Source organism: Serratia sp. K-E0102 (assembly GCF_029962625.1).
Classification (GTDB): domain Bacteria; phylum Pseudomonadota; class Gammaproteobacteria; order Enterobacterales; family Enterobacteriaceae; genus Serratia; species Serratia sarumanii.
Genome location: NZ_CP124754.1, coordinates 4,361,907 through 4,381,641, shown reverse-complemented (window position 1 = coordinate 4,381,641; position 19,735 = coordinate 4,361,907). Strand labels below are relative to the sequence as shown.

The window sequence follows — 19,735 nt, the reverse complement described above, 5'->3', positions numbered from 1 at the left end:
TTATGCTTAGTGGCCCGGTTCTCCGGGCCCTGTCTGTTCATGCTATTTCAATGGGGAGGGTTTCACCCCCTGCGGGATTGGGCAGCGGTACGGCTGTTCGGCGCGCCGGCGTTCAAACTCGCTGCGGCAGCGCGCCAGCAGAGCGCTGTCGCTCAGCAGATCGATGGCGGTCGCCGCCATCACCTTGCCGGCCAGGCACATGCCCTTATGGGCGATAGCGGTGCGGCCCTGCGCCACCAGTTGCCAGGTGTGCAGAGGGGTGCCGAGTGCGAAACAGGGGCTAAAGCATTGGGCGGTCGGCGCCACCCAGCTTACGTCGCCAACGTCGGTAGAACCGTACAGCAGGTCGTCGGATTCCACATAAGGAGCGACCTCGTCCATCAGCACCTTTTCTCCCAGCAACTGCACCCACTCGCGCCCGGCTGCGCCGCCGGTGCGGGCAATGTTGAGTTTGGCGTTGCGCAGATCGTCGCGGCTCAGCGTCTGGCGGATTTCCTCGGCGAAGCGGCGTTCGGCGTCGCTGTACTCGGGCAGACCGAAATCACACAGGTTTTGATACATCGCGCGTTCCAGGCTGCGGTTTGGCTCATAGTTGGAGCAGGCCTTGTCGAAGCGCACTTCCATCTGGGTGTCAGTCATCAGTGCTGCGCCCTTGGCGATGTTAATCACCCGTTGGTAAATGTCCTGCGCCTGGTCGAGCTGCGGAGCGCGGATCAGGTACAACACCTCGGCGTCGGCCTGCACCACGTTGGGGGAGTTGCCGCCGGTGTTGGTGACCGCGTAGTGCAGCCGCGCTTCTTGCACGATATGTTCGCGCAGGAAGTTGGCGCCGGTATTCATCAGCGTCACCGCGTCCAGCGCGCTGCGCCCCAGGTGCGGCGAGTTGGCGGCATGGGCGGCGACGCCCTTGAAGTGAAACGCCGCCTGAATGTTGGCCAGCGTACTGGTATTGAACATGCCGCTGAAGCCTTCCGGGTGCCAGGTGAGGGCGGCGTCGACGTCGTCGAACAGGCCTTCGCGCACCATAAAGGTTTTGCCGGAGCCGCCTTCTTCGCCCGGGCAACCGTAGAAGCGCAGGGTGCCGGTCAGCCGGTTTTGCTGCATCCACGCCTTGGCGGCGAAGGCGCCCGCCAGCGCCGCGGTGCCCAGCAGGTTGTGGCCACAGCCATGGCCGTTGCCGTTTTCCACCAGTGGCTGCGGCGTGGCGCGGCCCGCCTGCTGGCTCAGCCCGGCCAGCGCGTCGTACTCGCCCAGCAGCGCGATGACCGGGTGGCCGCTGCCGTAGCTGGCGATAAACGCCGTCTCGATGTCGCCCACGCCGCGTTCGACCGAGAAACCTTCCTGCTCCAGCGCATCGGCCAGCAACGTGGCGGAATAGGTCTCGTTGAAGCGCGTTTCCGGGTGGTCCCAAATCGCGTCGCTCAGCGCGCTGAGGCGGGGTCGGCGTTGGTCAATGTAGTCGTCGATAAATGCCTGCAGTGCTGAGTTGCTCATGCTTCGCTCCCGAATGTCGGCAGGTTCAGCGCCAGCGATGCCAGCGTTTTCACCGCCACCGCCATCACCTGCTCGTTGAAGTCGAATTTTTCGTTATGGTGCCCGGCGCTCAGCTCGGTGCCGAAAATGACGTATGAGGCCTGGCCGCCGCGGGATTTCACCCGCTCCATCATGTAGGTGGCGTCTTCTGAACCCGCAGCCTGTTCGCGGCGATCGACCACCGAGGTCAGTTCGGTTACCTGCTGTGCCTGGCGGCGGATGTAATCCACCCACGGTTGGGTCGGTTTGCTGCTCTGCGCAGCGCCCATCAGCGCGATGTCGCAGGCGACGCCGTGTATCTTGGCTGCGCCTTCGATGGCGTTCAGCGCCTGCTGATAGACGAACGCGTTGATCTCATTGGTGGCGCCGCGCGTTTCCACCTTCATAAACGCCCGATCGGCGATCACGTTGCGGCCGGTGCCGGCCTGCAGCACGCCGACATTGATGCGCGAGCTGCCTTCGCTGTGGCGCGGGATGGCGTAAAGCCCCAGCGCAGCCTGGGCCGCTGCCAGCAGAGCGTTGCGACCGTCTTCCGGCCTGGCGCCGGCGTGGGAGGCGACGCCGCGGAAGGTGACGTCCAGCTTGCTGGTGGCCATAAAGCTGTCGCTGCCGCACACCAGCTCACCGGCCGGCACGCCGGTGCCGATATGCACCGCGGTGAAGAAATCGACGTCGTCCACCACGCCGGCCTCCACCATCGATTTTGCGCCGCGGGTGCCTTCTTCCGCCGGCTGGAAGATCAGTTTGACGGTGCCGCTAAGCTGGGGCTCCAGGCTTTTGAAGACGTGCGCCAGCCCCAGGCCGATGGTGGTATGGCCGTCATGACCGCATGCATGCATCATGCCGCTGTTGCAAGAGGCGAAGCCTTCACGGAACGGCAGGTGTTCGGGTTCCAGCAACTCGTTGAGATCGAGGGCGTCCATATCCACGCGGTAGGCGATGGTTGGGCCGGGGCGGCCGGTATCGAGCGTTGCGACGATGCCGGCGAAGCCGCCGGAAAAGTGCGGCAACCATTTTTCCAACGCCCCCTGATTGCGGGCGCGCTGTTCCTGCGCTTCCAGCTCATCGGACGAAGGCAGCCCCATGCGAGACTCTGCCTTGATGACCTCGCGGCCCAGCTGCAGGCGATAACCCAGCCGATCGAGTTCTTCCGCCACCAGGGTAGCGGTGCGGAACTCAAACCAGCCGGACTCGGCATAGCGATGGAAGTCGCGGCGCCAGGCCTGTAATTGCGGGTACAAATCGGCCACCAACATCGAAAGCGAATTAGTCATAGTGATATCTCATAAGTTATCGCGCGCTGGATCGCTCCAGGCAGCAGTTATGCTCTGAACTGAAATCAGACGGTGAAGCTATTGCAAAGAAAAAGGTGTATTTGGTTACTAACTGCCGTGAATGGTGCTTATTGGCGCAGAAAATGCGCTTAATTAAGCGAAATAAGAATTTGGTTATTTATTATGTTTTTTCCGAATGTACACAATGGAATCTGGCTAAATAAGATGCCAATATCTTGCTATTGATAAATAACGGTTATCGCCTTTCGCCTATGCCAGCCTCGATAAAATTGCACCAATTACGTGCATTTGTGGACGTTAGCCGCCAGGGCAGCATCCGCGCCGCCAGCCGCACCTCACGCCTTTCCCAGCCTGCACTGACCAAGGCCATTCAGGAGCTGGAGGAGGTGCTGGGCGCCAAGCTGTTTATTCGCCGTAGCCAGGGTGTGGTCTTGACCGACTGCGGCGATAACTTTTTCCAGCATGCCAGCCTGATCCTTGAAGAGCTGCGGGTGGCGCAGGAAGATATCCAGCAGCGGCTGGGGTTGGCGGGCGGCACGGTGAATATCGGCGTCGGTGGCAGCATTGCGCGCACCGTGATGCCGCAGGTGGTCACGCAGTTTCATCGTGAGTATCCCAACGTGAAGGTGCGCATCGTCGAGGGGCAGCTGGTGTCGATGATCCCTGAACTGCGCCAGGGCGAGCTGGATTTTACCGTCAATACCTACTATCCCAGCAGCCTCGACAACGAGTTGCAGTACGAACGGCTGATGGAAAAAGAGTATCGGGTGGTGGTGCGCAAAGGGCATCCGATGGAGGGGGCGACCTCGCTGAAACAGCTGCAGCACTGCGACTGGACCATGCCGACACCGAAAGGCAGTTATTACCGGTTATTGCACGATCTGTTCGGGGACTTGGGCATGGCGCCGTCGATCAGCGTGACCTGCGAGACCTTTATGGCTTGTACCAGCCTGGTGGCGCAGAGCGATTTTGTTAGCATTCTGTCGGTGGACGTGATTTCGGATCCGATTCTGGGCAAGCATTTGGTGCCGCTCGAGCTGGAAGAGAGTCTGCCGAAAGCGACGTTTTATCTTATCCAACGCAAGGACACCACTTTGACGCCGATGGGCGCGCACCTGGCGCGCCTGTTTCGCCTTTACTGTCGGTGATACCGAGGCCCCGGCGGGGCCTCGGTATCAGAAGGCGATCGACCCCTGCACGAAGAAGGTGCGCGGTTCGCCGACGTACTTGCCGAAGTTATTGTCGTTGGAGCGGGTGAAGTAACGCTGATCGAACAGGTTTTTCACCCCGGCGCCCAGCGTCAGGTTCGACAGCTGCGGCCCGAAGTTATATTCCCCGCGCACATTCCACACCATGTAGCCGGCGATATCGCCGAACTGACCATCGGCGCTTTCCTGCGTGACGTACTCCGGCCCGGTGCCCGGCGAATGCTGTTTGGACTGCGCGTAGCCGTCCAGATTCCATACCCAGCTGCCGGTGGCGTAGCGCGTGCCGACGGTATACACCTGGCGCGAGTAGAACGGCAGGTCTTTACCGGCGAAGTCGCCCTTATCGGTGCTGGCCTTGGTGTAGGTATAGCTGGTATAGACGCTGGCGCCGTCGAGCGTCCGGTTCAGCTCGCTGAGATCGTAGCTGAGCGCCAGCTCGATACCTTTGTGCTTGGTGGCGCCCATATTGGTCCAGCCTACGTCGTTGCTGATGTATTGCAGCTGGTTATCGAAGTCGATGTAGAACAGCGTGGCTTCGGCTTTGACCACGGTGTCGTCGTAGCGGGTGCCGAATTCATAGGTATGTGCTTTCTCCGCCGTCAGCCCCGGCGCAGGTTGGTTGCCGTTGCCGCCTTTGGTCAGCTGGAAATACTGCATGCTGCCGAACGAGGTGTTGGCGTTGGCGAACAGCTTCCAGGCGTCGGACAGGTGGTACATCACGTTCAAGGACGGCAGCGGTTCGCTGTAGCTTTTCTCGCGGCTGATGTTGTTGAAGGCATCGTCCACGTGGGTGCGGATGCTTTCATAACGCAGGCCCGGCGTGACCGTCCAGTTGCCGACGTTGATGGTGTCGTCGATATAGAACGCGTTGGCCGCGGTGCCGCCGGAGGTGTGCTGGTAATAGTCCGGGGTCTCCGGCGTCGAGCCGATATCCGACGGATTATACCAGGCCGAACGCGACGCCTTTTCGTCCATGGTTTCATTCAGGTAACGGTAACCGAGGGTGATCTCGTGCGCCATATCCCAGAAGCGGAAGACCTGCGAATAGCTTGGTTCGATAGCCCAGGTTGAATAGTGACGCGGATAGGAGACCATGCGCCGCTGGCCCGCGTTTTTGCCGGTGCCTTCCGATTCGATGTTGCTGCCGCGATAACTGTCGGTGAAGTAGGTCAACACTTCGAACTGTTTGTCGTCTTCCTGATGTTTGTACTTGAACGACATATCCTTGCGGCGGCCTTCGAACTGGTCCCACGGCCGCGTGGATTGGAACGGGTTTTGCGCGTATTGCGCGGCACTCAGCCCGCCCGGCATGCCGGCTTTGGCGTCGTAGTAGTGGAAATTGGCCAGCAGCTCGTCGCGATCGCTGAACGCATAACGCGTTTTCAGCATGAAATCGTCGATGTCGGTGTTGTCGTTGTTGTCGCGGTAGCCCTGGCCGTGCAGGCCGGAGTAGAGCAGCTCGGCGCCGAGGCCGTTGTCTGCGGTGCCGCCCACGGAGGCGCTGGTCAGGGTCTTCAGGCCGCCGTGGCTGGCACCCTGGGTTTGTACGCTGGCGGTGCCGCCAAACGTTTTGGGAATGTCTCGGGTAACGAAGTTGATCACGCCGCCGACGTTCTGCGGCCCGTAGCGCACCGCGCCGCCGCCGCGCACCACGTCCACCGATTGCAGATTACCGATAGACAGCGGGGCCATCGACAGCTGCGGCTGGCCGTAAGGCGCGACCGCCAGCGGGACGCCGTCCATCAAAATGGTGGAGCGCGGAGAAAGACGCGAAGTCAGGCCGCGCACGCCGACGTTGAGCGAGATGTCGCTGCCGCCGGTGCCGTTGCTGTCGCGCACCTGCACGCCGGGTACGCCGCGCAGGCTGTCGGCGATGGTTTGGTCGCCCTGTTCGTGCATCTGCTGCTGGGTGACGATGGAACGCGCGCCCGGATGGTTGAGCAGCACCGAACTGGTATCAGGGTTGTCCAGCCAGTTGCCGACGACGGTCACGGTATCGGTATCGTTCTGAGATGAATTATCAGTAGCAAGGACAGGGAACGCGACGGCGATGGCAGCCGTCAGCAGGGAAAGCCGAAAAAGAGGTGACATAATAATGCCTTAAGAGTTTCAGACCCGGATGTGTTTTTTTAGAAAAGACAATCTTAATGATAATTATTGGCAAGTAAATAGAATTGTTACGGGATAGTTAAGTGGGTAACTAAATAATGAATGCGGGAAACAGGGCCCGGCTGGCGGGCCCTGGCGGGGGTTATTGCGGCGTAAGCCAGAAGACGCCGCTGTAATCCAGCGCGGTGAATTTCTGATGCACCATTTCGATATCCGCTTGCGGATCAATATCTTTAAACAGCGCCGGGTGCAGGAATTTGGCGATCGCCTCAACGGCGATAAAGTTGAGCGGCGTGTCGTAAAATTGATGGTAAATCGCCATCACGCGTTTTTCTTTCACCGCTTTCAGCACGTTAATGCCGGTGCGATCCAGCAGATGCGCCAGTTTCTTTTGGCTGGTGGCCATATCGGTAGCGTAACCCAGCGGCACCGCCAGCGTGCCGCGATGCCCGCGGCTCCAGTCGGCGCCGGTCAGCAGATAGAAATCCGGGTTGCTGCTGATCACCTGCTCGACGTTCACTTCACCGCCCATGTCTGAAAACAGCTTGCTGCCGATATTGTTGCCGCCGGCGGTATCGATGAACTGCCCGAAGCTGCCTTTGCCGAAGGTGTTGCAGCACTGATCGCCTTTGATGCCGGCGCTGCGCTCGATGAAGACGCTGGGGCGCTGCTCCGGTTTCAGCGTGGCGACGCGCTGGCGCACCAGCTCGAGGCGCTGCTGATAGAGGCGAATAAAGGCGTCGGCGTTGGGCTGCTCGTCAAACACTTTACCCAACAGCGCCATGCTGGCGACGGTGTTGGTCAGCGGCTGCTGGCGAAAATCGATGATCAGCACCGGGATGCCGACTTTTTCCAGCTGGGTCAGTACGCCGCTGTCTTTCAATTTGCTCAGCAGACCGATGTCGAAAATGATCAGGTCCGGTTGGCGCACCACCGCGCTTTCCACGCTGAAATCACTGGTGTAAGGGTTGTCGAAGGTAGGGATTTGCATGACCTGCGGAAATTTTTTCGCATAGGCCTCAACCAGATCCGGTGCTTTGACCTTCAGCGAGTTGTCCCAGGCGATGATGTTTTTCAGCGGCTGCTGCGGGTGCAGAATATTCAGCGCTAGTAGCGCGCGGGCATCGGCCAGAATAACGCGTTTGGCCGGTTGCGGCAGGGTGACCTGACGGCCGGCGACATCGGTGACGACGATAGGCGCGGCTTGAGCGGCGCCGGCCAACAGCAAAACGCAGGCGGCCAACCAGCGGCCGGCTTTGGCGATAAGAACAGCGGGCATGAAGATCCTTGGGTAATCGGCTGGGAACGAGAACGCAATGATAAGCGATATCCTTTCGCTTTTTGAACTCCCTTGATGCCGATCGATTACCCCTGGCCCATCAGCGGGTCGCTGACGCTGTGTTCGCCATCCTCCAGCCGCCCCGCCAGGCGGCGCAGCCAGCCGTCGGCGCCTTGCAGCGTAAGGTCATACCAACCGCCGCTGGCACGGGTGTCAAACGCTTGCTGGTGGCTGCCGCCCGCCGGCAGCGTGATAGGCCACGGCCCTTGCTGCGTGTAGGGGCAGCGTTCGAGGGTAACCGCTATCGCTTCGGTGCCCGGATTGTTCAGCTGCAGCAGCAGGCTGCGGCCCGTCGGGCGCAAACGCACCTCCGGCTGCGGCCGGCTCAGGGCGCCGCGCAGCTCGCGATGAAAGCCGTTGGGGCCGAGCAACCACAGATGGTACTCACTCTCCGCCAGCCAGTCGTCGCTGACCGCCTTACCCGCCTCGACGGTAAAACGGCGCGGGATCTGCGTCAGATCCCGCCGATCGTAGACGTGAAACACCGCTCCCTGCTCGCCGGTATTGAACAGGTTCAGCGTCACGCGGCGCTGCTCGGCCGCGACGGTGGCTTCGACGTGCAGCTGGTACGGCAACGCGCGGGAAGGGCGTGCCAGGCGGCGTTGATGGGGCAAACGCTGGTGGGCGGGGGATGGCAGCGGCACCTGCGGCAGCTGTTCTTGGCGCAGGCGCAGGCCGTCGGCGGCGTGGCGGCTGGTGGCGGGCAGGCTCGGCAGCGCTTCGCCGTTAGGATCGACAAAGTTGAACGCCGAGGTGAGATCGCCGCACACCGCGCGGCGCCAGGCGCTGATGTTGGGTTCATGCACCTGAAAGCGCTTTTCCAAAAATTGCAGCACCGAGGTGTGATCGAAGACCTGCGAATTGACCCAGCCGCCGCGGCTCCAGGGCGACAGCACCAGCATCGGCACCCGTGGGCCGGGGCCGTAGATGCGGCCGTCCGGCGGCGGTTGATCCTGCGAACCGGGCGGCGCCACGTGCTGGAAGATCTCGGTGTCGAACGGCACGGTCGATTTACCGGCGAAGCTGCCGTCTTCGCGCAGCGAGGGTGCGGAAGGTGAAGGCATATGGTCAAAAAAGCCGTCGTTTTCGTCGTAGTTGACCAGCAGGACGGTTTTACTCCACACCTCCGGGTTGTCGGTCAGCGCGTTGAGGATCTCTTGGGTGAACCAGCCGCCCTGCACCGGGCTGGAGGGATCGGGGTGTTCCGAATAGGCCGCCGGCGCGATGATCCAGCTGACCTGCGGCAGTTTTCCCTGCTGCACGTCGGCGCGAAATCCGGCCAGCATGGCGTCCAGATCGTTGCCGTCGGCGGCCGGCAGGGTGTTGCCGTTGCCCTTGTACAGCGGCGCGGCCTCGTTGAGCGCATCGCTGTAGGGCACGAAGGCGTTGAAGTCTTTCGGCGGCCGCGCCGGATTGCCCACCTGAATGCTGGCGGCGCGGTATTGGCGAAAACCCGCCAGCGGGTTGTCGGTAAAGTTGTCCGGCAGGAATTGATACACCTTCCAACTGACGCCGCTTGCCTCCAGCCGTTCCGGATAGGTTGTCCACTGGTAGCCGATCTCCGCCGGGCCGGGGCTGTCCCACTCGTTGACCACCACCGCCACGTCGGCGGCGGACGGGCCGTTGGTGCCGGTCCAGTGGAACAGCCGGTTGGTGTTGGTACCGGCGTGAATGGAGCAGTGATAGGCGTCGCACAGGGTAAAGGCGTTGGCCAGCGCGAACTGGAACGGCAGCTCCTGCTGGCGGTAGTAGCCCATCGAGGCCGGCGTTTTGTAGGTGGGCCAGGCGCTCATGCGGCCGTGATCCCAGGCGGCTTGCTCATCCACCCACGAATGCGGCGTGCCGGTGACGCGCTGGGCGTTGCCGCGTTTGCTGTCCAGGTGGTAGGGCAGCACCAGCCGCTCGGCGCCCTGCTGCTGCCAGACATGGCGATCGCCGGGCAGTGGAATGGTGAAGCGATCGCTGAAGCCGCGCACGCCAGGCAAGGTGCCGAAGTAGTGGTCGAAAGAGCGATTCTCCTGCATCAGGATCACCACGTGTTCGACGTCGCGCAGGGTGCCGGTGCGGTTATTGGCGGGAATGGCCAGCGCTTTGCGAATCGAGGCGGGCAACAGTGAGAAAGCCGATCCGATGGCGGCAGCCCGCAGGATGTCTCTGCGTGAAAGGTCAGGCATGCGTCGTTAATCTCCGTCAGTGTGCTTTGAAGATAGCCGCTGACGACGATAATGGCGAAAAATAACAGGGAGATGAATGCGAGGGAAACAATGCTCCCCGGCGGGAGCATTGGGGGATAACGCTTACTGTCTGATCAGGCGGCCGAGCGCCGGCGCCGTTTCGAAATCGCTGCGGAAGGGGTTGATGTCCAGGCCGCCGCGGCGGGTGTAGCGCGCGAACACGCTGAGTTTTTCCGGGCGGCAGCTCTGCTTGATGTCGTTGAAAATGCGCTCGACGCACTGCTCGTGGAATTCATTGTGCTGGCGGAAGGAGATCAGATAGCGCAGCAGGCTTTCGCGATCGATTTTGCGGCCTTCATAGCGGATCACCACGCTGCCCCAGTCCGGCTGGTTGGTGACCAGGCAGTTGGATTTCAGCAGATTGGAAGACAGCGTCTCCGACACCGGTTCCCCTCTCTCGGCTGCGCCGCTCAGGTATTCCGGTTTGAAGGCGAAGTCGTCGACCGCGATATCCAGATCGTCGATGTTGATGCCCGGCAGGCGCTCGATCTGCGCCGGGTAACCTTCCAGCCCCGGATAGAGCTTGACGGTGACCTGGCCGTTGGCCGCCTGCGACAGATCTTGCTGCATGGCGGCGCTCACCTGTTCTACGCTGTCGAAGCGCGTTTGGTTAAAGCTGTTGAGATACAGCTTGAACGACTTGGATTCGATCAGGTTCGACGAGGAGTGCGGGAAGGTAAATTCGCCGATGCCTACCACCGGCTTACCCTTGGCGTTGAGCCAGGACAGCTCGAAGGCGGTCCACAGATCAAAGCCGCTGAACGGCAGCTGCCGCTCGTCCACGCCGATCAGATCGCGGCCGCGCGCGCGCGGCAAGGCTTCGAGCAATGCGGGAGCATATTGATCCGGATAATCGGAGTTGGCGCCAAGATGGGTGATCTTATCTTGCTTTTGGATATGCATATTCATTGCCCTTTGCTTGTTCGGTATTGATGTAGCGGTTAAACAGACTGCGGGTGGCGTAGATCGGCCCGACGCCCAGAAGGGCGTAAACCACCTTGATCAGGAACTGCGACAGGATCATGGTTTTGATGATGTCCCAGCTCAGCACGTTGTAGAACGCCAGCGTACAGAACACCACGCTGTCGATGGCCGAAGCCACTACGGTACTGGTGATCACGCGCACAAACAGGTAGCGGGAGTTGGTCAACTCTTTGATTTTGCAGAGCAGGTAGGAGTTGACGTTCTCGGAGATCAGATAGGCCGCTGACGAGGCCACCAGCACCGCCATGATGCTGTGTACGATGCCGTTGTAGGTCTCGCTGTACTCCCACTGCGGAATGCTCGGCACCAGCGTCGTCACCCAGACCCCCAGGACAAAGGTCAGGTTGGCGATAAACGAGATGATGATGGTGCGCCTGGCCAGCCGCAACCCGTAGAATTCGTTGAGAATGTCCACCAGAATGAACGTGAGCGGGTAGATGAAGATCGCCGGCGGCGTGATGAGATTCAGCACCGGGATTTGGATCGGCTTGACGCCGCACAGCGTTGAGAAAATATAAATCACGCTGAGCGCCACGGTAATAATCAGGTAGGCGTACCAGGATCGTTCATGGCGATCGCTGAGCTCGTAGGCGGTTTTTTGTTGGTTGTCGCCATAGAGTTTGCGGTACAGCGCCTGCAGCTCGTGCCGGCTCAGATCTTCCGATATTTCGCTGTCGGCCAGCTCATTCAGCCCCATGGTAATGGTTTTGCCGGTGGCCAATACCATGACATTGGCCGCGATGGTGCCATGCCGGGTGAAGCCCAACAGCTTGAACTTCTGATTCGGTTCCATTTATAACCTTTCTCCAACGATGTAACCCAGGAATTGCACGGTGTCCTGAGGGCGTTTGTCCATGCTTTCGCTGTCTTTGTCGTCAACCACAAAGAAGCCGCTTTTTCCCGAGTGATACAGCAAAGGCGAATCGCAAATCAGTACCGGCGGACGTTTTATGATGATGATCTCGCCGGGAATAAATGACCCTTTAATTTCGGTCTCTATTTTCATTGCCAACATGTTCGACTCATCGCCGAAGAAATAAGTCAGAGGAAACTCGGTGACCAGTTGCCCGATCTTGCGCTGCGAGACGGCCAGATAGCGCGACTGCGGGATCACCGGAATGGCGGAAGGGTTCTTGTTGCCCTCGGTGGACAGCGTCTCGTTGAGCAGCTCCAGCTTTTCCAGATCGTAGTCTTCGATCTCTTCACAGGAGACACCGAAGAAATCGGAGATCCGATTCACGGTGGATTGCTGAACGTTGTTCACTCTTCCGTCAAGAATTTTGTAGAGAGTCGTGCGCGTCAGGCCGCTGCGATTGGAAAAGGAAGCCTTGGTTTCACCGCGGGTACGCATCAGATATTCAATATTTTTAATGATGTTGATTTTGCGCTGTGCGTTGGTGGTTTTCATTGGCTGTCCTTACAAACATTACGCAGGCTTCACTATATCCTACGCACTGGCGTTGTCCAGATAAAAAGGCGCGGACGCGCGGGTAACAGGCTGATTATTGGCGGTAATTATTGTTTCTCGTCAGCCGTTTAGCGCAGTGATGTCAGCGGGGGTGGCCTGCTTTCTCTGTGCGAAAGATAAAGCCGTGTAAATCAATTGATTAGGTTTTGCTTATGGAAAAGTGAACACAAAAGCCGGTTTTATGTTTACTTTTATGTTGACCAAAACCGATTTCATGGGCTACTGTTCATGCAAGCTGAAGTTTTTCTTTATGATCAAACACGGAAGCCAACAATTTTTATAATAAAAAGCCCAGAGGGGGCGTTGCCACACTCTGAGCATAATGGATAGCTTGCTACCGACACCAGGGACCCTAACTACCACGGCCGTTTGTCTGCGCGATCGGCCTATTCTTTTGCACTGAATCTCCCTTTTCGAGCATCAAACACTCCCCCGTTACCGGAGGAGTGCATTAACGCGTGCGCGAAAATCAGAGCGATTTCTGTGAGGCCAGCGGTTTTTGCGCCCGGCTGAAGGCCAGTTTGAGCACCCAATACAGCAGGCTGGCGGCCACCAGAGAGTTGATGGTCGGCACGCCCCATTCGGTCGCAAGGCCAACGGCGCCGCCGACGATGCTGGCGACGATCGCCGCCCAGCCGATGGTCGGCGTTTCGCTCGGTAGCTGGCCGGTACGGCGGCTCTCGTCCAGGATCTTGCGGTGGCTGCGCAGCAGGTAATAGTCCACCAGCATGATGCCGATAATCGGCGGGAAGACCACGCCAAGCACCGTCAGGAAGTCGACAAAGCGGTCAAGAATGCCCAGCACCGACAGCGTGGTGCCAAGAATGCCGATCACCAACGTGGTGTAGGTGTACTTCAGCTTTTTGCCGGTGATGCCTTCCACCGCGTTGACGATGCCCAGCGAAGAAGAGTACAGGTTGAGATCGTTGACGCGCAGGGTGGAGAACACAACCACCAGCAAACCGGCGCCGCCGGCCGCTTGTGACATGATGGTGACCACATCGGCGGTGCCCAGGGTTTTGGCGATCAGGATCGCCAGGCCGTTCACCACGAACTCGCCGGCGATGATGGTGAAGAGCGTGACGCCGAGCACGTGCTTGCCGTTTTTGGAGTAACGAGTCAGATCGGGGGTCATCAGGCTGGCCACGATGGCGCCGCCGACGACGATGGTGATGCCGGCGCTGATGGTCAGCGGTTCACCCGGCGGCGCCAGCTGGATGATCTCCTGCAGGTTATGGCCGGAAAGCGCGGTCACCGAAATATAGGCCACCAGCATGATGAACATCGGCACCGCGATACGGGCGGCGATGCGCAGCGCCTTGAAGCCGAATGCCACCAGGATGGTCAGCAGCGTGCCCGAGAGCCCGGCGGCCAGGCCGAAGCCCAGCTTATTGCCGAGCGCGAAGTCGAGCGACTTGGCGAAAATGGCGTTCTGAATGCCGAACCAACCCAGCAGGCTGACGGCCACCACCACGCCGATCAGCACCGAGCCCAGACGGCCGAAGCCGCACCAGCGCGCCAGCAGGCTGCCGGAAATGCCTTCGCGCATGCCCGCCAGCCCCAGGCCGTAGGTCACCACGCCGAAGATCAGGCTGCCGACGAAAATGGCGGTGAAGGCGTCAATCAGCGTCATGGAGTTGCCGAGCACGGCGCCGAGCATGAACTGGTCCAGCGCGGTCAACATGCCCATATGCACGATGGCCACGCTTAAAAACGAAACTCGTTTATCCTGCGGCACCCGGGTGAGCGGATAATCTTCGATCTTTATCACGGTGAGATCTTCCTTGCGGTTCAAATAAACTGAATGCCTTTGGTTATCAGGCGATCGGGAATGTAGTTATCCAGATTGGCGTATTTGCAGTATTCCTCAAATTGCTGCTGAGTATGCACGTTGGCCTTCTGGTAAATGTTATAAATACGGTTTTCGATGGTCTTATTGCTGACGTTATAGATTTTGGCGATCTCTTTCACCGTAAATCGTTGCAGCATAAGGAAAATGACATCGAGTTCGGCACGGGTGAACAGCTCGTTATTGACTTCGGTGGTCAACACGCTGGGTTTTTGCTGATTGATGTATTTCAGCGGCGACAGGCTGTTCATCGGCTTGGCGTTCCAGATCACGCCAATCACCTGTTTGTCATCGTTGTACACCGGCAGCTTTTCGCTGATAAACGGCGTCAGGCTGTCTTTGCCGTACCAGTAGTGCGTTTCTATGACCGTGACCCGATCGCGCGCCGCTTCGGTCATCTTGTCATGCTCGATAAAGTCGGCGGCGGAGTCGGCCCAGTCGGCGGGGAATTCGTGGTCATATTTACCGGCGACGTCGAAATTCAGCGGCGTATTGGTATAGAGATAAGCGGCGCGGTTCATATAGAGGTGGCGGGACAGCTGATCTTTGATGCCCCAGGGTTCGCTCAGGTGCTCCATCATGGTGATGAGGCCCTTAAAATAAGATTCATTATTTTTATGCGATGAACCCATACCCACCTCTGTGCCGCTCAGGCTGCGTTACAGGCTTTTAGCCAGGTAATGGCGGGTGTGGCGATGCGCATAGTCGCCCAGCTCGCCGTAGACCCGGTAGCCCAGTTTTTCGTAGAAGCCTCTGGCCTGGAAATCGAAGGTATCGACATAGGCCATATGGCAACCGCGCTTGCGGGCTTCTTCTTCGGCCAGCTCCATCAATTGGCGGCCGTATCCGCTTTTGCGGCATTGATCGCCGACCCACAGATACTGCACTTCCAGGCCGCCCCACCAGGTGCGCGCGACCAGGCCGCCGACGATCTGCTGGTTGTCGTCGGTGACGGTCAGGAACAGCGGGTGAATGTCTACGGGCTGGGTTTTGTGATTGTGCGCCCAAAGGCTGTCGATAACGAACTCTTCATCCTGCGGGTTGGGTTTGTCGGTGATATTAATATTCATTTTTAATATAATTCCCTGATTTAATTATTCAAAACCGAACTAGGCGCTTTCGCTCCAACCGCTTCTAATATCACTTTAATTAATGTATTTCAAGGGTGGTTTTCACCCTTTTCCACCCGGTGAGCAGGCGCTTATAGTAGGCGTCACAGGGAGAAGAAAATAGTGAAACAGGCGGTATTAAAACGCTGAAATGCCCTGCCAACACCATCTATTCCTACTTGCGCCTCACCAGGGCCCCACCGGGAAAACTGCAGTACTGTATGGCTCCACCGGATAGAGCAAGCTCACTTGCCGACGGGGGAGCCACTTTGTTTTTTGACGCCCCCATCCGCGATCACCCTTCACCGTCTCAGATAGTAAACACTCTTCTCATCAGAAGATATGCGCCGCAGATGAAAATGTGGCCGATACCTTCTGAGACGCGGATTCAGTCCTCTGCGATGACGCTGCTCAGCGCCGGCTCGATGGCCGCGCCCAGCATGGCGCCGTGCCCTAAGGCGGGCCACTCCCGATAGCCGACGGTGAGACCGCCGAGCTGCGCCAGCTGTTCGGCCAGCAAATGCGTTGCATCCGCCGGCAGAGTGGGGCTCTTCACGCCGGGCGGAGCCGCGCGATCGCGTTCCGCCAGGCCAACCCACAGTTGCAGCCTTGTCGCCGGCACCGCACGTCGTTCCGTCATCTGCTGCGCTTCTTGCAGGATCATGCCGTTGCCCCACCACAGTGAGGGTTCCACGGCGATGTAGCGCTGGAAGGCGGCGGGATGGGTGAACAGCGTGTGCAGAACGAAAAGCCCGCCGTAGGAGTGGCCCCACAGCGTTTGGCGCTGCGGATCGACCGCCAGTTTGGCGGCGATCGCCGGTTTGATCCGAGTTTCAATCAATTGCAGGAACGCATCCGCGCCCCCGCCGGCACGCGGCGCTTTCTTCATGCCTGCCGGCAGAGGGAGCGTATAGTCGTAGGCGCGGCCGGCGGCATCGATGCGCAGATCGTTGTCATAACCGATCATCACCAGCACCGGCGGCCGCTTCGCCGCTGCCAATTTGGCCAGTAAGGCGGCGTTCAACTCCATCAGCACCGCATTGCCGTCGAGGAAATAAACCGTTGGATAGCCGTCAGGCGCAGGCGCCCGACGCGGCTGGGCGATGCGCACACGGTAATGCCGTTGGCCATCGGCGGAGGTGAAGCGTAGATCGCTGAAACGATAATCCGCAGAATCGCTATCGGCTACGGTAGTGCCGATCTTGCGTTCCAAATCGGGCCTGGCCAGCACGGAGCCCGGCAGCCAAAGGCCGATGGCGAGCGCCAGAAGCGCGGAGATAAAATGCCGGTTGGACAAGAACATGCGGATCAACATCCTCGAAAAAGGCCGATAGTAGCATCCGTTCGCGTCAGGCAAAAACCTACCTTTAGGGTGGACATTCCGGCCGCGAAACCCGGAAGCGCGCCGCCAGTTGCTTTGCCGGGTTAATAGCAACTCATTGTTATTATTGGTAAGTCAGGAATAAGAAGGATTAGTATTAATTAGAAATGGTTATGATTCTTATGAGGGAAGAAACGGCGAGGGCGGATGAAAACACACGGTTATCAACGATTTTGAGCAAAAAAAGCCCTATAAAATAGGGCAAAGACACACAACAACACCAGGGAAACTTTCCGGTATCTTATATTATAGCTTCCTATACATATAGAACATTTTATTATAAATATGTAAGTGATTCTTATTAATCGTTTAATGCCATTATTTTTCAAATGGTTATGTGGTCTGGCTGAGGTATTGTTCTTGGGTCGGGCGTGGGCTGCCAGGGATTGCCGGCAGGGGTTTTGCTGTAACGGCGGCATGAACCGGCGAGATCGGCGGCCCGATAACCCTCAGGGCAATACCGGCCGGCAGGCTGCGAACATGCCGGCAGGTATTGCCGATCTTCACCGTGGGGCCAGGTGAAAATCAGTGCTGTTGCAGCGTCAGCATCTCGCCAAGCAAAACATCGGTCGGCGGCAGAATATCCGTATCCAGCCCGGCGGAAGGGGTAAAGGTCAGCTCGCCAAAAATGATTCGGCCTTGCGAGATGTAGAAATCAACGCGAACAAACTCGAAGGGCGCCGACAAGCGCGAGGCGTACTCAAACAGCTCATCGTAGCCCTCTGGCTTCACGAAGGCGTCTATTTCTTCCTGGCTCAATGCCAGGCAGTCCTCGCTGTAGCAGAGAAACTTGAAATCTTTATCAAAGAAGTAATACTTCGGCGACCCGGTATCCCTGCCGACACACAGTAAGGTGCAGTAAGGCACGCCGCGGAAGCAATAGATCTTATAGTCTTCAGGCCCGTGACCATTGGCCGATTCGATATACTTCTCGCCAATGATCTTTTTTTGTATCCCTTTGTAGTTGAGTTCTACATAGGTTTTCCAATAATCGTCTTTCATCCAGCCGTCGATCAATTTTTTGGCGCTCGTGATATTCAGCAATTTTTTATTCTGGCAAATCAGGTTATACCCGGAACCGTGATTCCCTTTGATCACAAATTTGTCCGGCAACGCGTCCCACGGAATATCGTTTACTGAATCGCAGGCAAAGTACAATTCATTCAGGATCTCTTCGCACCCCTTTTCTTTGATGTACTCTCTCACCGCATATTTATCTGCGCATTGCTTCACCAACGCATTGTGACTATAGCCATTCAACTTCAGGTGATTGATCTTTTCATTCCAGGTGGACGGCGCCTGCAAGTTTAACGGTTTGCCAAACGCTTTTTTGTAGAGCAATCTGGCCTTGAATTCGGGGGCCAATACGGCCAGCTGCTTTATAATAAATTTAATAATTTGTCTTTTCATATACGTCATTCCATCATAGCGCTGTGATAATGATTAAGGCGTGCTCGCGGTTAAAACGTGGGAGAGACACCTTCACTTCGCCATTGAATTGCACTCGGCGTTGTACTCAGATCAAACGGCTGTTGTTCTAAAGCGCGATTAAGAATACGGGCCGATCGCCACGCCATCAGGCTCAACTGCGGATCGGCAATGCCGTGATTATGCATACTGGCGTTCATGGCGAATAAGCAGTTCTCCGCAGGGCCTTCCCACTCAAAGGTAAAGTCGGGGGAGATGCGGTATTCGCCATCCGCAGTGGTCAGCAAACGGTGGGCCAAAGGCTCAAGGAACTCTGGCGTTGCCGATTGGTAACCGGTGGCAAAGATCACCACGTCCGCCTTGAAGGCTTCTTCGCCGTGATCGAGATGATGGCGCGTTTCGAGTTGGTAGGCGTTATCCAGCGTGTGTTTCACGGCCGTCAGCGAACGGCTGGGCAGCAGGCGCACCCATAATTTCTCGCGCAGGACGTCGAAGCGGTGGTACATGGCGCGATAAATCGCCAGCAGCGACTCACTGGTGATGCCGTCTGAGGTCATCTTCTGTTCGGCCAGCATATGCCGCTTGGCCGCGCTATCCAGTGAGTAAAAGCTCTCGACGTAATCGGGCGTGAAATATTCGTTGGCAAAGGCCGCTTCATCGAGCGCGTTGTAATTGTTGCGGCGCGATATCCAGTCGAGCTGTTCCGGTTGCCCCCATTCCCCTTTAAAAATATTCAGGAACAGGTCGGCGCCGCTCTGGCCGCCGCCGACGATCGCCACGCGTTTGCCTGTCAGATCGGGGTTGCGCAGCATCATTTCGCTGGCATGGAAACAGCGATCGCTTTGCGCTGTCACGCAATCAGGCAACTTTATTTTCTTGCCAATCCCAATGCTGACGTGCCTGGCGTGGAAGACCTTATTCGAGGTGGTCACCACGAACTGACGCTGCCGATCGTCAAACTCGACCCGTTGAACGTCTTGATTAAATGCTAATGAGCGCATGCCGCCGGCGGCCCAGGAGAGGTAATCGGCAAACTCTTCACGCGATGCGGTGCGCTGTTCCGTGGTCAGGAAACGGTAGAACTTCCTGTTTTTTACCAGATAGTTGAGAAAGCTGTACCGGTTGGTTGGGGCAACCGCGCTCACCAGGTCTTTTAAAAAGTTGGTCTGCATGCTGCAATCCGCCAGGATCATCCCTGGGTGCCAGGAGAAATGGGGTTTGCGTTCCAGGAATTGCCCCGTAAATCCCTCTATTTCACTCCCTAAGGCCGCCAGGCTAAGATTCGACGGGCCAAGACCAATACCGATGATATCCAAACGCTGATTCATTAATAAGCTCCAGTATAATGAGAATAATACCCAGAAATACGGCTGCAGAAGGGCGGCTTATAGCAACCAGGCTGCCTTTTTCTTATAAGTAAGCTTCACGAATTAAATGTAATTAAAAGGTGTGCGGGCCAAAAATACCGCATTATTTAAATGCCCGTTTAGAATTCGGTAGCACATCAGGTAAAGGCTACGGGCGTATTTCTTTCCATGAAAGTCCCAATGAAAGCTTGCGTGTGTTTATAATTAACTCGTTTAGGTATAAATCCGATAAAGTCTTATTTATCATTCCATAAAAACGCCAACCCAGGGAAAAGAAAAGCCGTTGGGTTTTCATCAGTTGTTCTCGTGTCGACGCTGGTCTGCGCTCGTCTTATGTCTCTGGGATCAAGTATTCGTTGCCTAGAATAGCCCTAAAATGCGTCCTGGGAAGGTGAAATAACATGATATTAGAAGCAGAGGGCGTTTTGAAA

The 19,735-nt window shown here is 57.7% G+C and carries 15 protein-coding genes; 1 reads left to right on the top strand and 14 read right to left on the bottom strand.

The window, feature by feature from the left end; translation table 11 throughout:
• Positions 1-42: 42 nt before the first annotated feature.
• Positions 43-1,494: a M20 family metallopeptidase gene (locus tag SSARUM2_RS20810; protein WP_060453175.1), complete on the bottom strand. Its 1,452-nt coding sequence runs from the start codon at positions 1,492-1,494 to the stop codon at positions 43-45.
• The gene (locus SSARUM2_RS20805; protein WP_060453174.1) at positions 1,491-2,807 is read right to left on the bottom strand and encodes a M20 family metallo-hydrolase; all 1,317 of its coding nucleotides are present in this window, start codon (positions 2,805-2,807) and stop codon (positions 1,491-1,493) included. Before SSARUM2_RS20805 ends, SSARUM2_RS20810 begins: the two co-directional genes overlap by 4 nt.
• A 272-nt stretch (positions 2,808-3,079) precedes the next feature.
• On the opposite strand from SSARUM2_RS20805, the gene SSARUM2_RS20800 reads away from it, so the two are divergent.
• Complete coding sequence (locus tag SSARUM2_RS20800) at positions 3,080-3,976, top strand: LysR family transcriptional regulator (protein WP_025304273.1); 897 nt, start codon at positions 3,080-3,082, stop codon at positions 3,974-3,976.
• Between the two features lie 27 nt (positions 3,977-4,003).
• Here the strand turns inward: SSARUM2_RS20800 and SSARUM2_RS20795 are convergent, their stop codons facing one another.
• The 12 genes from SSARUM2_RS20795 to SSARUM2_RS20740 form a co-directional block, all read right to left on the bottom strand.
• Entirely contained in the window at positions 4,004-6,127 is a 2,124-nt protein-coding gene (locus SSARUM2_RS20795) for a TonB-dependent siderophore receptor (RefSeq protein ID WP_060453173.1), read from the bottom strand.
• 160 nt (positions 6,128-6,287) lie between these two features.
• Positions 6,288-7,424, bottom strand: a complete 1,137-nt coding sequence (locus tag SSARUM2_RS20790; RefSeq protein ID WP_033636036.1) for an ABC transporter substrate-binding protein — start codon at positions 7,422-7,424, stop codon at positions 6,288-6,290.
• A gap of 86 nt (positions 7,425-7,510) precedes the next feature.
• Positions 7,511-9,658, bottom strand: coding sequence for a phospholipase C, phosphocholine-specific (locus SSARUM2_RS20785; protein WP_060453172.1), 2,148 nt, complete (start codon positions 9,656-9,658; stop codon positions 7,511-7,513).
• Between the two features lie 123 nt (positions 9,659-9,781).
• A complete protein-coding gene (gene queF, locus SSARUM2_RS20780) occupies positions 9,782-10,621 on the bottom strand; it encodes an NADPH-dependent 7-cyano-7-deazaguanine reductase QueF (RefSeq protein WP_039567184.1) in 840 nt (279 codons plus the stop codon).
• Complete coding sequence (locus SSARUM2_RS20775; protein WP_004937338.1) at positions 10,599-11,495, bottom strand: queuosine precursor transporter; 897 nt, start codon at positions 11,493-11,495, stop codon at positions 10,599-10,601. The genes queF and SSARUM2_RS20775 overlap by 23 nt, the downstream gene beginning before the upstream one ends.
• A complete protein-coding gene (locus SSARUM2_RS20770) occupies positions 11,496-12,110 on the bottom strand; it encodes a helix-turn-helix transcriptional regulator (protein WP_033636033.1) in 615 nt (204 codons plus the stop codon).
• Positions 12,111-12,639: 529 nt separating this feature from the next.
• Positions 12,640-13,941, bottom strand: a complete 1,302-nt coding sequence (locus SSARUM2_RS20765; RefSeq protein ID WP_033649111.1) for a cytosine permease — start codon at positions 13,939-13,941, stop codon at positions 12,640-12,642.
• 20 nt (positions 13,942-13,961) lie between these two features.
• Entirely contained in the window at positions 13,962-14,651 is a 690-nt protein-coding gene (locus tag SSARUM2_RS20760; RefSeq protein WP_033636032.1) for a PAS and helix-turn-helix domain-containing protein, read from the bottom strand.
• Positions 14,652-14,678: 27 nt separating this feature from the next.
• Positions 14,679-15,089, bottom strand: coding sequence for a GNAT family N-acetyltransferase (locus tag SSARUM2_RS20755; protein WP_004937348.1), 411 nt, complete (start codon positions 15,087-15,089; stop codon positions 14,679-14,681).
• A gap of 427 nt (positions 15,090-15,516) precedes the next feature.
• Positions 15,517-16,431: an alpha/beta hydrolase-fold protein gene (locus SSARUM2_RS20750; RefSeq protein ID WP_049213299.1), complete on the bottom strand. Its 915-nt coding sequence runs from the start codon at positions 16,429-16,431 to the stop codon at positions 15,517-15,519.
• Positions 16,432-17,034: 603 nt separating this feature from the next.
• Positions 17,035-17,919 (bottom strand): ATP-grasp fold amidoligase family protein, encoded by an 885-nt coding sequence (locus SSARUM2_RS20745; protein WP_049235432.1) that lies wholly within the window; start codon positions 17,917-17,919, stop codon positions 17,035-17,037.
• Between the two features lie 50 nt (positions 17,920-17,969).
• Positions 17,970-19,265 (bottom strand): lysine N(6)-hydroxylase/L-ornithine N(5)-oxygenase family protein, encoded by a 1,296-nt coding sequence (locus SSARUM2_RS20740; RefSeq protein WP_060453171.1) that lies wholly within the window; start codon positions 19,263-19,265, stop codon positions 17,970-17,972.
• Between the last annotated feature and the right edge of the window lie 470 nt (positions 19,266-19,735).

Coding starts and splice junctions, on each gene's coding strand:
- SSARUM2_RS20810 (WP_060453175.1), bottom strand. CDS start 1,494: ATGAGCAACTCAGCACTGCAGGCATTTATCGACGACTACATTGACCAA.
- SSARUM2_RS20805 (WP_060453174.1), bottom strand. CDS start 2,807: ATGACTAATTCGCTTTCGATGTTGGTGGCCGATTTGTACCCGCAATTA.
- SSARUM2_RS20800 (WP_025304273.1), top strand. CDS start 3,080: ATGCCAGCCTCGATAAAATTGCACCAATTACGTGCATTTGTGGACGTT.
- SSARUM2_RS20795 (WP_060453173.1), bottom strand. CDS start 6,127: ATGTCACCTCTTTTTCGGCTTTCCCTGCTGACGGCTGCCATCGCCGTC.
- SSARUM2_RS20790 (WP_033636036.1), bottom strand. CDS start 7,424: ATGCCCGCTGTTCTTATCGCCAAAGCCGGCCGCTGGTTGGCCGCCTGC.
- SSARUM2_RS20785 (WP_060453172.1), bottom strand. CDS start 9,658: ATGCCTGACCTTTCACGCAGAGACATCCTGCGGGCTGCCGCCATCGGA.
- queF (WP_039567184.1), bottom strand. CDS start 10,621: ATGCATATCCAAAAGCAAGATAAGATCACCCATCTTGGCGCCAACTCC.
- SSARUM2_RS20775 (WP_004937338.1), bottom strand. CDS start 11,495: ATGGAACCGAATCAGAAGTTCAAGCTGTTGGGCTTCACCCGGCATGGC.
- SSARUM2_RS20770 (WP_033636033.1), bottom strand. CDS start 12,110: ATGAAAACCACCAACGCACAGCGCAAAATCAACATCATTAAAAATATT.
- SSARUM2_RS20760 (WP_033636032.1), bottom strand. CDS start 14,651: ATGGGTTCATCGCATAAAAATAATGAATCTTATTTTAAGGGCCTCATC.
- SSARUM2_RS20755 (WP_004937348.1), bottom strand. CDS start 15,089: ATGAATATTAATATCACCGACAAACCCAACCCGCAGGATGAAGAGTTC.
- SSARUM2_RS20750 (WP_049213299.1), bottom strand. CDS start 16,431: ATGTTCTTGTCCAACCGGCATTTTATCTCCGCGCTTCTGGCGCTCGCC.
- SSARUM2_RS20745 (WP_049235432.1), bottom strand. CDS start 17,919: ATGAAAAGACAAATTATTAAATTTATTATAAAGCAGCTGGCCGTATTG.
- SSARUM2_RS20740 (WP_060453171.1), bottom strand. CDS start 19,265: ATGAATCAGCGTTTGGATATCATCGGTATTGGTCTTGGCCCGTCGAAT.